A 15,431-nucleotide genomic window follows, 5' to 3' on the forward strand; every position below is an offset into this window, starting at 1 on the left:
ATTTTTTGAAAAAGGGCGGTTTTAAAAAAAAGTTTCACTATTTTTTGCGATTGGGTTCGGACGGATGAAATCTTGTTTTACGAGGGATAAAAGGGCAGGGATTTTGTTTTTTTGAACCTGTTTCTTCCTATTATATGTGTTAGGAATTCTGACATTTAAAAAGACCCATCTGCTGGACAGTTGGGTCTTTGGTGTTGGCTTTTGTTTTACGTGCTTTGGTTAAGTATTATATGGAGACACTTCGAATTTACCGTGCCGAAATGTGTTCCGCACGCTACCCCATAAACAACTTCGTAATCACCGACGCCCCAGTCTTTTGCACCCACTGGTTCGAGGCTTCTTGCGGGTGGTATGTATCCAGGACGAAGGCCGGTTTCAATGCTTGAATTAAACTAAAATTGAGATCCTTTGTGTCCAGTGTCAGGCCAATATCGTTATTTTCCTTCAATAGAGGTGCCAATGAACTGAGGGTCGACGTGGTCAGCCGGCTGAGTGCGATGCTATCGATTTGAGCTTTGTGTGCCAGCGCAACGCGTTCCTTGATGCCGGCAGTGCCGTAATCATCGTAGTGACAGAGATTTAAAATGATACCCGTGCCCTTACCGGCGACCCGCTGCATCACGTCATCCAGTGTGCGGCTAAGGTTGGCCAGGGTCAGGGGGTGGCCGTTGCGGTCAGAGTCGTCGATCAGGACTTTGTTGGCACCACATTCCGCAAGCATGCTGACCATGTCGGCAATACTGTCGGCTTCGGTTAGATCATAGGACGCCTCAGCTAACAACTTCACATCTGTGGTCGTTCGCATACACTTAAGGTACTGGGCATATTCGGGCAGACTTAACACCTTGTCACTGCCTGTGCCTAATAATTGCGCGGCCACCGAGCGTTGGCCTAAGTATAAAGTGTCGAAGCCTTGGGATTCGAAGTATTCTGCCATGGGGGCATTGGACGTTGCGAGGATAATGTGTGATGTCATAAAATCATTCCTTTCCGATATGATGCGGATCTGTTGCCATATGTGTGTAATTTCGAGTTAAACGATATGTAAAAGCCTAGTATAGAAAAAACGCCCCTTGAGAATTTAATTCTCAAAGGGCGTTTTCGCGCGGTACCACCTTAGATTACAGTTGCCTGTGTCTTATGGATATGCAATCACATATCCTCTGGATAATGGCCAGTACCAGGAAGCGGGGTGCCTTAGAGCTACTTTCACCTGACAGTTGGGATCCGTTGCAGCAATCCGGACCTCTCTGAGCCGAACTGGCAGGCTACTTTTTCTAAGTGGCTTCTTTTGTGCTATACGTTAGTTTTGCTAACTATATCACAATAAAAATGAAAAACCTAGCTTTTTAGAAAATTAAATTAGAATGAGAGCAACTTTTAAAATGACCAAACAAAAAGCTATTTTACTGGGGATAAAATCAAGGAAAAATGATGCCTTGATTTGGGTTGATGTTATAATCGGCGGTATAACGCAGATTTATCAAAATTAATTCAAAAAAATTGACTGCGCCTATAAAGTAGTATGTCTTTTTTAAACTTGGATTTCGATTAAAAAATAATTAGAATTCCTGTTGACAATTTAAAACTGAGTTGATATTGTATTAACCATTACGAAGCACCAAGCAAGGCTGAGGCGGCAAATCCTCATCCAAGCAATAGTCTTCGTAAGACATTGAAAACTGAATTTACCGAAAGGATGTGACTCAATAGATGGATGCAGAAATCACACCACCAGCAACGACGACAACAGAGACAGGTGCTCGCATTTTAGTCGACACGTTAAGACAGCAGGGTGTAACCCAGTTGTTTGGTTATCCAGGCGGTACGATCCTCTCCTTGTTTGACGCGATGTATGACCGGGCTTTTAATATCACGATCGTTCGTCACGAACAGGGTGCAACGCACGCAGCTGAAGGATACGCGAAAGCGACAGGTAAGACGGGCGTCGTGAGTGTCACCAGTGGTCCCGGTGCCAGTAACGCGGTTACAGGGATTGCCGATGCCATGATGGATTCAGTGCCCATGGTCGTTTTCACTGGTCAGGTTGGTCGCAAGGTCCTCGGTACCGAAGCTTTCCAAGAGCTCAATACCATGGACGTTACCAAACCAATTGTTAAAGCCAACTTCCAAATCATGGATGTTAACGACTTGCAGACAACCATCAACGATGCGTTTGAATTAGCGCAATCAGGACGCAAAGGACCGGTGGTAATTGATTTACCAAAGGATGTCCTGGATGAGACGGCTGAATTTCAACCGACACCTGAACCGCACGCCGCGCCAGACCAGAGTTTCGATACTGCGACCTTGGAAGACGGCATGCAAGCCCTGAGTAAGGCAAAACGCCCAATCGCCATTGTTGGTGCTGGGACGGCTGCATCAGGCGGTGCCGAAAAATTCAACGAGTTTATACATAATTGGCAGTTACCAGTAGTTTCTACCCTCTTAGGGTTAGGAACGGTAACGGACAGCGATCCGTTATTCTTAGGCATGGGCGGCATGCACGGCACATACGCCGCGAACATGGCCCTTGCCGAAACCGACTTTATCGTTAACGTGGGTTCACGTTTCGATGACCGGTTAGTCCCTAAGCCAGCAGGGTACGCGGACGATAAGACAATTCTACATATTGACATTGATACGAAAGAATTAAACAAAACGTTCGCAACACAGTTCGCTGTACAGGCGGATGCGAAGGCAGCGTTAACCGCAATGACGGCCAGCTCAGCTGCAAAGCCGGACACGACCGATTGGCGGGCACGCACCGAGGAATGGGCAACCACTCATCCGAATCGCGCCGAATCAGCACAGAATGCACCAGGATTTGATCCCCAAGCGGTGATTGCCGCAGCCGGGAAGGCCACCAATGGCGATGCAACAGTCGTTACCGATGTCGGTCAGCACCAAATGTGGGTCGCCCAGGCCTATCCGTTTACCCGAACCAAGCAGATTATTACGTCTGGCGGTCTCGGAACAATGGGCTACGGCTTACCAGCAGCAATCGGTGCTAAGTTTGCAAACCCTGATAAGGACGTCATCTTATTCGTTGGGGATGGCGGGTTCCAGATGACCAGTGAAGAACTGGAAGTCATCGCTAACGAGGACTTGAACATCAAGATCTTCTTACTCAACAACCACGCCCTTGGGATGATCCGCCAATGGCAGGATCAATTTTACAGTCAACACCGTTACAAGTCCCTGTTTGACCGTCAGCCAAACTTCGACAAGTTAATGGCTGCCTATGATTTACAGTATCAAAAACTCTCACCTGATGAGGACCTGGATGAGCAAATGACCAAGATCTTTGCCGACACCCACGCTACCCTGATCGAAGTGACCGTCCCCGTTGATGAACAGGCCTACCCAATGGTTGCACCTGGTCACACCAACGATGATATGTTTGGCATGTAACCCTACTCATAACCTTAAGGGAGGTGGGGCTGATAAGGCCAGAACGTCACGACAAGGAACAGATTTACGAACCACATATTTAGGCGTTACTCGATTTTAAAATATTAATATAAAACATAGTATATCGGAGGAAATTTATATGAGCGTAGAAATGTTGTACGAAAAGGATGTCACCACTAACTATCTTCAAGGTAAGAAAATTGCATTTATCGGCTATGGTTCTCAAGGTCATGCCCAAGCTAACAACTTACGTGACTCAGGCTACGACGTTGTCGTCGGTGTTCGCCCAGGGAAGTCATTTGATGCCGCTAAGACCGATGGCTTTGATGTTTTCACCCCAGCCGAAGCTGCCAAGCAAGCTGACTGGATCCAAATGTTAACTCCTGATGAAGTGATGTCAGACGTTTATAAAGAATCTATCGAACCAAACCTTGAAGAAGGTAACGTATTAGGTTTCTCACATGGCTTTAACGTTTACTACAAAGAAATCGTTGCACCTAAGAACGTTGACGTTATCATGATGGCCCCTAAAGGTCCAGGTAACCTCTGTCGTCGTACATACAAGGAAGGCTTTGGTGTTCCTGCATTATACGGTTTCGACCAAGACTTCTCTGGCCACGCCGAAGACTTATCCAAAGAATTCGCCAAGGGCAACGGTGCCGCTCGTGCCGGTTTGCTGAAGACCTCCTTCCGTGAAGAAACTGAAGAAGATTTGTTTGGTGAACAAAACGTCTTGATGGGTGGCGTTACTGCCCTTATCGAAACTGGTTTCCAAGTCTTGACTGAGGCTGGGTACTCACCACAATTAGCTTACTTCGAAGTTGAACATGAAATGAAACTGATCTGTGACCTGATCTACGAAGGCGGCTTCAACAAGATGTATCAAGATTGCTCAAACACTTCAGAATACGGTTCATACGTCGTTGGGCCTAAGGTCGTTGGTGCCGAATCTAAGCAAGCTATGAAGGATGCTTTGACCCGGATCCAAGACGGCAGCTTTGCTAAGGAATTCATGGCAGACTACCGGAACGGCTTCAAGGATCTTTACAAGATGCGCGAACGTTCTGCACACTCACAATTGTCAGAAGTCGGTGCCGAATTGCGTGCTCACATGCCATTCGTTACTGAAGCTGACAAGTACAGCACACCAACTGCTGACTAGTTAACCCGTTACTCTTGAGTAACAACCAACAACACTAACAACAACATATGAGAACAGCCTAGGTCCCCAGTCCCTCCAGTCTGGGGGGCTAGGGCTGTTCTTTTGTATCAGAAGGAATTTGTGATCGTTGTACAACGGGCCGTTCTGTTCCGCGATTTGGCACTCCGCCGTAGTGGCTCGCGAATGAGCTAACTCGATTTCTGCTGCGCAGCTCTCGAGTAAATCTCATTCGTCTCACATGTCATTAAATGACCAAAAGACGGCCATTTAGTGACATCGACACCACGACTCCGCACCAAATCACGTCACTTACGGGACAATTCTCAGCATTCATGATTTAAGTATCCCACCAGCGTTAGCCCTAGTTCGTAGATTATCTGCCCTCGACTGCAGTTGTTTGATAAAGATGTTACCAATTGGTATTTGTTGATGGTTAGAATTAATATTTAACCAATTGTTCTGTTATTAGGGTGACCTTTTGAATGATGGCTGGGTTGCCGCCATTGATGGTAATTGGTTGCTTTTTGATAACGATAGTCATTGTTTCGTTCGGCGTTAGTGTGTGCTTCTTAATTGAATGTGCTAACGTCACTACATAAAAGTTTAGTCACCACGAAAGGAAATGATCACATGAACCGGATCTTAAAATTTGACGATGTCTCCGTTACTCGGGGGAAGAAACAGATTCTCAAGCACCTGGACTGGGAGGTCCATAACGGCGAAAATTGGGCTATTCTTGGGTTGAATGGTGCTGGGAAAACGACTATGCTGAAGATGATCCAGGGAGATCTTTGGCCCACTAGCGGGAAATTGGAAGTGCTTGGCGGCGTTTTCGGGCACATTAGTATTCCAGAATTGAAGACGAAGGTGGGCTGGGTCAGTACTGCCTTGCAGGATCAGCTGCATGCCGGTGATGTTGTCGACAGTATTGTGCTCTCTGGGAAATTTGCCAGTATTGGCGTGTACCAGGAATTTACTAAACGCGACCTGCAAGAGGCCCGGCAGACACTGATTGATCTTGGTGGTGAAAAATTGCTTGGGAAGCCCTATGCCGTTTTATCTCAAGGGGAACGGCAATTAGTTTTGATTGCCCGGGCCATGATGGCCAAACCGCAGCTGCTCATTTTGGATGAACCTTGCAACGGGTTGGATTTATTTGCGCGTGAGGAACTGCTTAATCGCGTGGCGGGGATCGCTGAGATGCCCAATCATCCCGCTTTACTGCTGGTATCGCACTATACTGAGGAAATGCTGCCCTGTTTCAAGCACGTACTTTTACTGCGGCATGGTGAAATTGTGCAGAAGGGCAGACGAGAAGAGATGTTGACGGCTGATACGCTCTCGGAATTTTACGGTAAACCGATTCAAACTGTTTCAATGCGTGGAAATAGACTGGCAGTTTATCCAAAATAAGTGTATGATGAGAAAATACTTAAAAAAATCTCACTAAAAGAAAGGAATGAGGTCGATGAAAAACGTTCTAGTCATTGCAGATAGTGCGATTACCAGCGCTGGGGTGAGTTGTCTGATTAATCAGCAGCCCGAGTTTCAGGTGGTTGAACAAGTGTCTGATGGTGCGGCAGCCTTCAGCTATATTGAGCAACAAAATCTTGATATGGTACTGATCGACCTAACCATTCGGGGTGAAAACGGTTTGCTACTGTTGGAACGGCTTCATAAGCAGTTCCCAGAAGTTGGTATTTTAACACTGAGTGCTTTGGGCGCCCAGTCAGATCCTGCTGAAGCTGTGCGGAAAGGTGCCTTGGCGTTTTTACTGAGTGATTCGCCCGCTAATGAATTTCACCAGGCTTTGGATGCGGTGGCGAAGGGCCGCCTATATTTGGACGCCAACCTGCTGTTGAACAAGCGGGAAGCCAGCCAATTGGACGCGTATCGCCCAGTAACTAACTGTGGCTATGACAACTTATCAGACCGGGAGCGCGAAGTCCTGCCGCTGATTATTCTGGGCCACAGCAACAAACAAATTGGTGAACGACTTTGTATCTCGGTCAAAACGGTAGAGGCACATAAATCCAGCATCATGCGCAAACTGTCATTGGACTGTCATTGTGAACTGATTAAGTACGCGATGCAGCATCATTTGATGACGTTTTAGAAATGTGTTTTACTGGGGATTTGAATAAGAAACAAGTCCAAGTCCTTTTGTGTGTAAAATCCCGCTGTTAAAGCGATAAGGGTACATAGTTTTGACTACTTTTGATTTCTTTCTCCCTATTTATATGGGTAATACGCAATGACAAGTGTTTATCACTGATCGAATGCCTGTCTTCAGCAGTGAAATTTGCGATGCAGTTGCGGTGAACGTTCTACAGCCACGATATAAGTGACTGTAGGACGTTTTTTTGACGAAATTTTGATAAAAGTCTTCCTATAATTGGGACTCATTCAAAATTTGATGAACGCTGACCTTTGGATTAGCATTGGTTATTTTACTAGGGATATTTATCGATAAACGAATAGCGGCCAGTTGAATCATAATATTCCCACTAAAATGTGAGCCATGGCGGGTACCTGAACCTGAAATAGGGCTAATGTACTGACTTTTAAGCACCAGGAAGAGACATTAAGACCCAGGGAGCTGCCATAGAGTACCATTGATTGTGTATTTGCATCTACCCTATAAGTACGGAAGCAAACCGGCAGTCCTTTTTTCTATTGTGAGTAGTAGAAGAAAACACTGCTAAATTTGAGTTTTGGCGCAAAAGGATGATTGTGCATTCGTACCTGCCTATATATACGAAAACAGGACCCTCACAGTTTTTTTTCCTCTCCTTTTAATAAGGAAGGTTACGCTAATGACGGAAATCAAGCAGTCGAGAGCGGACAATCGCCCACACCACACTTGGACACATCCAGCTGACAGTGCACAAAACCCACCGAAAACAAAAACGCCACCGGAATGATATCCAGTGACGCAGAAGAAACACTGTTACTTAGTAAAATCGACTTCTTTGGTTTCTTTAGTAGTCAATAATGAAATCAAAGCGGCAATGGCCATGACGCCAAGGTAGGCACCAACGGATTGAATGCCCCAGTTGGTTGATAGCCAAGTGGCAATGGTTGGGGCGAAAGCGGCACCGACGATAGCGGCGACGTTGTAGGAGATCCCGGCGCCGGAGTATCGAACCTTAGTGGAGAACAATTCGGGTAAGACTGCACCAACGGGACCAAAGGCCGTGCCCATCAGGATGAACCCAACGATCAAGAAGGTCATGGCGCCAGCGACGTTGTGTTGACCTTGTAACAGGTAAGGGAAAGCAAAGGCGAAAACGACCAACAGTGATGAAGCGGTGATCAGAACCCGGCGCCGGCCTAATTTGTCAGCAAACTGGGAAGCAACCACGATCATCACGGCGAAGACCACGATGGCGGCCATCAGCATGAGCAGGTATTCCTTATTCGAGAACCCAAGCGTGGTCGTGGCGTATGACAATGACCAGGTTGCTAGGGTGTAGAACAGGGTGTATGTAACAGAAACGATGAAGGTTCCTTGAAGCAGTTGACGCCAGCTGGTCTTGAACACTGTGGTCAGTGGGGACTTAGTGACGTTTTTCTTTTCCTGTGCCAAACGGAACAGTGGGGTTTCTTGCATCCGTTCCCGTACCCAGAAGCCAACGATGACGAGCAGCGCTGAGGCAAGGAATGGGATCCGCCAGCCGAAACTGATCATTTGGGCGGGGGTCAAGACAGATTCAAGAATGAAAAAGAGACCGTTGCTTAAGAAGAAACCAAGCGGTGCACCTAATTCAGGAAAGGCACCATATAAAGCCCGTTTATTTTCGGGGGCGTTTTCGGTTGCGACTAAGGCCGCACCGGACCATTCACCACCCAGCCCGACACCTTGAATGAACCGGCATGCACACAGTAAAATAACCGATCCAAGGCCAAGGGTGGAATAACCTGGTAGGACACCAATTAAAACGGTGGAACAGCCCATCAGTAACAGCGAAACGATCAACGTGTTTTTCCGACCGATCTTATCACCGAAGTGACCAAAGACCAGCGACCCTAATGGGCGGGCAACGAAAGCTACCCCGAAGGTTAACAGACTGAGAATAACGGCAATGGTTGGCGTGACTTCCGGGAAAAAGACCTTGGGGAAGTAGGCCGCAGCTGCGGTCCCATACGCATAAAAGTCGTAAAACTCAATGGCGGTCCCGATCATGGACGCGAAAATAACGGTTTTAACAGAATCGCGCGCCAGCGTAGCAGCTGGATTCGCTTTGGCAACGGGCGCAACGGATTCGACAGATGAAACATCAGTATCTTGCATAGTTATCGCCTTCCTAACGATTGTTTAGTTTTTTTGAAACGATGGTTCTGAATAGTTGCAGCAGTCACCTCCGACTGAATCGTTCCGGATCAAACAAAAAAGCCAAGAGCTCTAACGGCCCTTGGCTGTACCAAACAGGGCCCGCGGTGTGCGGGCACTCAAAATGTCCCGCATATTAAATAATAATAATGTGGGCGTTAATAATAATTTGAATGGCAAAAACTGTTTGGTTTGGCATTTGTCTGTCCTCGAATTCCTAGAATGATTGTTAGCTTAGCAGAGATAAAATTAAAAGTAAATGAGAAATTTTGAACAAAGGCAGTTTTACTCACTCACAAATTTTCGGCATAAGTGGTACAAACCCGTTTAAAATAACTCTAAAAATTTTTTGAATTATTTTAAATAGATTGCGGTCTCATCCATATCATTCATCACACAATCGTGTTATTGTCCTATTTTTCACTTTTTTTTGCTTTAGAATGAAGAAATCATTCGGATTTTACTAAAAATCAAAATTTAATTGGCAACCAATGGGGCGCGTGTCATACGTTGATGGCTAGCGTTTTCGGTCAAATAACCGACGCTAAATTACCGTCAAGATGTCAGGCCGTCCATTGACAAATTAAAATCTCATGATAAAATTCATAATAATTTGAATATACATAATTTCCCACATTCAAATAATTTGTTATTGGAGGTATGGAAATGAGCGATACATTAAACTTTACCGTAAGCGGCGACGATATGCAGAAGCGCAGCGATGAAATCACAGTTGGGGTTGATCGCGCGCCAGGTCGAAGCTTGCTATATGCCACTGGGATGGTTAAAAACCCGGAGGATATGAAAAAACCATTCATCGCAATTTGTAACTCATACATAGAAATCGTGCCTGGGCACGTGCACTTAAGAGAATTAGCCGATATTGCCAAGGAAGAAATTCGTAAGGCCGGCGGAATTCCATTTGAATTTAACACCATCGGGGTCGACGATGGGATCGCCATGGGTCACATCGGGATGCGGTATTCCTTACCAAGCCGGGATTTAATTGCTGATTCAGCTGAAACAGTAATCAACGCGCACTGGTTTGATGGTGTGCTCTACATGCCAAACTGTGACAAGATCACGCCCGGAATGTTGATGGCTTCACTACGGACCAACGTGCCATGTACGTTTGTTTCCGGTGGGCCAATGAAGGCCGGCTTAGCCCCAGACGGTAAAGCCGCTAACCTGTCATCCGTTTTTGAAGCCGTTGGGGCGTTCAAGGATGGCAAGATGAGCAAGGAAGATTTCTTAAAGCTCGAACAAAATGCCTGTCCATCGTGTGGGTCATGTGCCGGTATGTACACCGCTAACTCAATGAACTCACTGATGGAAGCTCTCGGGATCGCGTTGCCATACAACGGGACCGCATTAGCTATCTCCGACCAACGTCGCGACCTAGTTCGCCAAGCTGCCCGCCGCGTTATGGAAAACGTCAAGAACGACTTGAAGCCGCGCGACATCATCACGAAGGACGCCTTGGACGATGCGTTTGCGTTGGACATGGCCATGGGCGGTTCCACCAATACTGTTTTACACGGGCTGGCAATCGCACACGAAGCCGGTATTGACTACAGTGAAGAACACATCAACGAAATCGCCAAGCGCACACCGCACTTAGCAAAAATCGCGCCATCCTCCGTTTGGAACATGGAAGACGTCCACGCCGCTGGTGGGATTCCCGCAATCATGAACGAACTTATCACCAAGGGTTGCTTACATCCCGACCGCATGACCGTTACCGGAAAGACCATTCGTGAAAACGTTGCTGGCGCTCACACCCTCAATCCGGAGGTCATTCGACCACTGGATAATCCATACTCTGAACAAGGTGGGCTGTCCGTGCTCTACGGCAACATTGCCAAAGATGGGTCCGTTATCAAAGTTGCTGGGGTCGATCCCGACATTCACAAGTTCGTCGGCACGGCGATCTGCTTTGATTCCCACGATGCCGCTGTTGAAGGCATCGATAATGGCAGTGTTAAGGCTGGTAACGTCGTGGTTATCCGCTATGAAGGACCTAAGGGTGGTCCCGGTATGCCAGAAATGCTGAACCCAACCTCCGACATTATCGGTCGGGGTTTAGGTCGCACCGTTGCCCTCATTACTGACGGGCGTTTCTCCGGTGCCACCCACGGGATCTGTGTGGGTCACGTTTCACCAGAAGCCGCTTCCGGCGGTGAAATTGCGCTCATCCACGACGGCGATCAGATCACCATTGATTTGACCAACCGAACCCTGGATGTTGCCGTTTCCGATGCGGAATTCGCAGAACGTCGCAAGGAACTCAAACCATTCAAGCCAAAGGTTCGTTTCGGTTACCTGGCACGTTATCAATATTTGGTAACGTCAGCTAACACCGGTGGCGTTATGTTAGGCGCCGACGAACTCTTCGGTAAAGAAGACGAAAACGACGCGGACTAACGCAATGAAAGGTGGCGTTGATGATGGCAGAAAATGCAAGTACCGCTATGGGCACAGCCGCAAGTTTGCAGGACCGGATGATCGAAGCGCTCCAATCCGTCATCGACCCGGAACTGGGCATTGACCTGGTCAACCTCGGGCTGATCTACGGCATGAGCCTGACAGACGGTGTTGCCACGGTCACCATGACGTTGACGACGGTCGGCTGCCCCATCTCCCAAGTCCTTGAAAACATGATTGGCACCGCGCTTGAAAAGCTTCCCGAGATCGACGAAGTCAAGATCGACATCGTTTGGGAACCCGTTTGGTCGCCCAGCAAAATGAGCCGGTACGCTCGCGTGGCGCTTGGGTACCATATGGGTTAGAAATTATGGTTATCTTTGCTGGGCTAGCCAACGCAGCAGCAGATATTCATAATCATCATGATTTCAAATTAAACAACATCAGTATCAGACATAGTTTGTGCATCAGAAACAAAAAGAGGCGTCCATCACCGCCTCTGAACTACATAAAAAGGGGTTTACAATATGAATAAAATCGAAGCTTTCGGTAAATGGCTGGGGAAATACTTCACCGTTATCGTTATTATTTGGGCCGCGTTTAACTACTTATTGCCAGCAACAAGTACCTGGGTCGTTCCAAATACCTCGTACCTGCTGGGGATTATCCTGTTTGGGATGGGACTGACGCTGAAGGGCGAAGATTTTGCCCGAATCGTTAAACGCCCAGTACCCGTTATCCTAGGGACAGTTGCGCATTACGTCATTATGCCGTTTATCGCGTGGGCGCTGTGCCAGATCTTCCAGCTTTCCGGCGCCACGGCCGTTGGGGTTATCTTAGTTGGGTCATGCCCAAGCGGGACCTCATCCAGTGTTATGGCATACTTAGCCGGTGGTGACGTTGCGTTGGATGTTTCCATTGAAACGTTATCCACGTTGCTGGCCCCACTTGCTTTGCCAGGACTGTTGCTGCTCTACGCCGGCAAGTACGTGACGATCCCGACGCAGTCACTGTTTATTAGCACCATTCAAATCGTTTTGGTACCAATCATCCTTGGGGTCGTTATTCACTCCATTTTCGGCAAACGAATCGATACCATCACCCGGGCACTGCCGACTGTTTCACAATTGGCTATTCTCTTGATTATCGGCGCCGTTGTTTCAGCAAACCACGACGGCTTGTTCACGGCTGCGACTGCTTTGGTTATCCCTGTAGTGATGCTGCACAACCTTTCTGGTTACGGCTTAGGGTTCCTATTCTCCAAACTGATTCGTTTGAAGGATCCGCAACGTAAGGCCATCACCTTTGAAGTTGGGATGCAAGATTCCAGTCTGGGTGCAACGTTAGCGATGAAGTACTTCGCCCCAGCTGCTGCTATCCCATCAACTATCTTCAGTATTTGGCACAACATTTCCGGTTCGATCCTGTCTTCATACTGGCGCGGCCGCACCGAACGCAAAGCCGGCGCTACTGCACACCAGAGCAGTTCGACTGCACCTGCTGGTCGGTAGTTTGCGCAGTTAATTGGTCGTTACGATGCTTGAGAAACACCTGAAGCTCGCGGACTTAACCATCTTTGACTACCGGTTAGACCGTGATGAATTAGACTTGCGTAACTGACAAGATTGTTGATTAATATGACGTAGCGTTGGATGCAACGTCCAACGGACAAAGAACGCCAAGCGCTTCTCATATGGGGATGATGCTCAGCGTTCTTTGTGCTCAATGTCAGTGGTGTGCAGCAAAAAGGAAAATCAATCTCATAACCGTGTTTCTATCACTAATGCAAAAATCCAATATTGTTTTCAGAAACGACAAGCGTAAAATGAAAGGTAATCATCGCATCCAAACCAGGCAATACCACATAGAATAGCAATAACGGCAAGGATGCCATACATATAAAGCAGGTGGACACGTGAAAAAGAGTAGTAGTTGGCAGCATAATTTGTATTTTCTGTGGGTCGGTAATTTCATGACCGGGATGGGGTTTTCAATGACCATGCCGTTCATTTCCCTGTACGTGGCAACGTTGGGGCACTTTACAACGTCGCAGTTGAACTTACTTTCCGGGTTCGCGTTTGCGATTACCTTTTTGGCAAAGGCAATTGTGTCGCCGTACTGGGGTAAATTGGCTGACCAGTATGGTCGAAAACTGATGTGTTTGCGTGCGTCACTTGGGATGACGATTACGATTACGGCTTGCGGGTTCGCGCCGAACGTTGCCATTTTGATTGTGTTGCGGGCGATTCAGGGTTGTTTTTCTGGTTACATTAACAACGCGAACGCCATCGTGGCGGCTAGTGTGCCTGTCGACCGAAGTGGGAAAGCACTGGGAACGTTGGCAACGGGGAACGTTGTCGGTACCTTGGTCGGCCCACTGTTAGGCGGGGCACTGGCCAGTTCATTTGGGTACCGCGGCTCGTTCTTTGTTGCTGGTGCAATGATGCTGGTCGTCTTCCTATTGACGATGTTCTTTGTTCACGAGGAATTTACCCCGGTGGACAAGGTCCAGCTCCAACCCATGAAACAGGTTTTCCATACCTTGAAATACCCGATGTTGATTTGGGGTTTGTTTGTGACGACGCTAGTCATTCAGGCGGCCAATATGTCGATTACACCAATCATTAGTCTGCTGATCAAACAGCTGATGCACCATGGCGGGCAAGTTGCGATGGTCAGTGGGATCATTTCATCACTTCCCGGGGTTGTGACGCTGATCTTCTCGCCGATTTTGGGCAGTCTCAGTGACCACATTGGTCCCGAAAAAGTGCTGGGTGTTGGCCTAGTTGCGGCAATTGTGTGTTTCGTTCCCATGAGTTTTGCACAAAACGTTTGGCAACTGGGTATCTGGCGAACGTTGCTTGGCTTCTCGGATGCCGCGATGCTACCGGCTATTCAAACCCTGATGACTCACTATGTACCAAAAGAGGCGTTCGGTCGTGTCTTCAGTTACAACCAGTCGTTTCAAGCCATGGGCAGCGTTAGTGGCCCCATGCTGGGGTCACTGGTTGCTAATGCATTCAGCTACCAGGGCGTGTTTATGATGACGGCGATCCTCGAAGGTTTCAATCTGGTTTTCCTGGTCCCTGCAACCTGGGCGCTGGTGAAAAACGGTGGCACGATTCGCGAACAGCAACGAGCTGAACAGGCCAAACAGGGTCAACTGGCACCGAAAACTGCACATAATTAACCAACGACTATACCGACTGGAGGCAGGCGAATGACGACTACGAATCCCTTTAATGAAAAAGCCTATACTGCGTTGGCAACTGTGACCGACCCTGAGCTGGGTGTCGACATTGTGGCGCTGGGGCTGATCTATGACGTATCACTGACCAAGGGCGATTGTGTGGTCACCATGACGCTGACGATTGCCGGCTGTCCGCTCACAGAATATTTGAATCAGGCCATCAAAATGGTGCTGAATAAACTACCAGAAGTCACCAGTGTTAGTATTAACTTGGTTTGGGAACCGGCTTGGTCGGTCAATAAAATGTCCCGTCAGGCAAAACTAGAGCTGGGAATTCATGGCTAGATACGCTTTAGCAACAAAAGTTAAAAAACAATTAAAAAATGAACAAAACAGGATGACTTTCTAATCTATCTTTCGTATAATAAGCAAAAGCGCTTTTATTAGCGTGAAAACTTACTTTGTAGGATTAGTAAGGATACCATGATAAGGCGATTTTATATCTGCCGTACAGCTCTAGCCCCTATTCCTTTATAATCGAAGGTGGGGGCTATCTGTTTAAGACGGGATCCTTGCGAGTCAACAAAGGCATCATTTAGGTACAACTCGGGTCAACTTAGGTATATTACATAGCAACAACCGGTATATGAAGATACAGAAATTCAAAGCAAGTTAAACAGTTTTGAATAGACAGCACAATGAAACGTAACAGTGTTACTTAGATGGGAACCATAAAGGCAGTCCAGGGTGGATCATCTGCGCACTGGCACTAATGAGAGGCTGAGTTAAGGTTATTACTTGTCAGCAATAGCAGAGGTGCGCGATGATTTGGGCAGGAATTATCTGCGTTTCCAGTGCGCAATTTATGGCACGCAGCGGATTTCCCGCACGAATCTGTCCAGCCTAAT

General features: G+C 47.5%; 11 protein-coding genes. 9 read left to right on the top strand and 2 right to left on the bottom strand.

Translation table 11 applies throughout. From position 1 onward, the window contains the following. Positions 1 to 274: 274 nt before the first annotated feature. On the bottom strand, positions 275 to 976 hold the full coding sequence (locus tag FC82_RS07795) for a hypothetical protein (RefSeq protein WP_056996666.1): 702 nt from the start codon (positions 974 to 976) through the stop codon (positions 275 to 277). A gap of 737 nt (positions 977 to 1,713) precedes the next feature. Here FC82_RS07795 and ilvB point away from each other — a divergent pair. The 4 genes from ilvB (at position 1,714) to FC82_RS07815 (ending at position 6,692) form a co-directional block, all read left to right on the top strand. Next, positions 1,714 to 3,414: a biosynthetic-type acetolactate synthase large subunit gene (gene ilvB / locus FC82_RS07800; protein WP_054758829.1), complete on the top strand. Its 1,701-nt coding sequence runs from the start codon at positions 1,714 to 1,716 to the stop codon at positions 3,412 to 3,414. 139 nt (positions 3,415 to 3,553) lie between these two features. After that, positions 3,554 to 4,576, top strand: a complete 1,023-nt coding sequence (ilvC, locus tag FC82_RS07805) for a ketol-acid reductoisomerase (RefSeq protein WP_056996667.1) — start codon at positions 3,554 to 3,556, stop codon at positions 4,574 to 4,576. Positions 4,577 to 5,206: 630 nt separating this feature from the next. Continuing rightward, complete coding sequence (locus tag FC82_RS07810) at positions 5,207 to 5,989, top strand: ABC transporter ATP-binding protein (protein ID WP_054758828.1); 783 nt, start codon at positions 5,207 to 5,209, stop codon at positions 5,987 to 5,989. Between the two features lie 55 nt (positions 5,990 to 6,044). Next, positions 6,045 to 6,692 (top strand): LuxR C-terminal-related transcriptional regulator, encoded by a 648-nt coding sequence (locus FC82_RS07815; RefSeq protein WP_054758827.1) that lies wholly within the window; start codon positions 6,045 to 6,047, stop codon positions 6,690 to 6,692. Between the two features lie 834 nt (positions 6,693 to 7,526). Here FC82_RS07815 and FC82_RS07820 read toward each other — a convergent pair. Next, positions 7,527 to 8,870: an MFS transporter gene (locus tag FC82_RS07820; protein ID WP_054758825.1), complete on the bottom strand. Its 1,344-nt coding sequence runs from the start codon at positions 8,868 to 8,870 to the stop codon at positions 7,527 to 7,529. Between the two features lie 705 nt (positions 8,871 to 9,575). Here FC82_RS07820 and ilvD point away from each other — a divergent pair. The 5 genes from ilvD to FC82_RS07845 all read left to right on the top strand — a co-directional run bounded on the left by ilvD (position 9,576) and on the right by FC82_RS07845 (position 14,868). Then, positions 9,576 to 11,333, top strand: a complete 1,758-nt coding sequence (gene ilvD, locus FC82_RS07825) for a dihydroxy-acid dehydratase (protein WP_056996668.1) — start codon at positions 9,576 to 9,578, stop codon at positions 11,331 to 11,333. A gap of 23 nt (positions 11,334 to 11,356) precedes the next feature. Beyond that, a complete protein-coding gene (locus FC82_RS07830; protein WP_082620263.1) occupies positions 11,357 to 11,698 on the top strand; it encodes a metal-sulfur cluster assembly factor in 342 nt (113 codons plus the stop codon). A 162-nt stretch (positions 11,699 to 11,860) separates the two neighbouring features. Continuing rightward, entirely contained in the window at positions 11,861 to 12,844 is a 984-nt protein-coding gene (locus tag FC82_RS07835; protein WP_054758823.1) for a bile acid:sodium symporter family protein, read from the top strand. Between the two features lie 404 nt (positions 12,845 to 13,248). Beyond that, positions 13,249 to 14,523 (top strand): multidrug efflux MFS transporter, encoded by a 1,275-nt coding sequence (locus FC82_RS07840; protein WP_056996669.1) that lies wholly within the window; start codon positions 13,249 to 13,251, stop codon positions 14,521 to 14,523. A 30-nt stretch (positions 14,524 to 14,553) separates the two neighbouring features. Further along, on the top strand, positions 14,554 to 14,868 hold the full coding sequence (locus tag FC82_RS07845; RefSeq protein WP_054758821.1) for a metal-sulfur cluster assembly factor: 315 nt from the start codon (positions 14,554 to 14,556) through the stop codon (positions 14,866 to 14,868). The last annotated feature ends 563 nt before the right edge of the window (positions 14,869 to 15,431 follow it).

The organism is Secundilactobacillus collinoides DSM 20515 = JCM 1123 (genome assembly GCF_001435975.1).
GTDB lineage: Bacteria > Bacillota > Bacilli > Lactobacillales > Lactobacillaceae > Secundilactobacillus > Secundilactobacillus collinoides.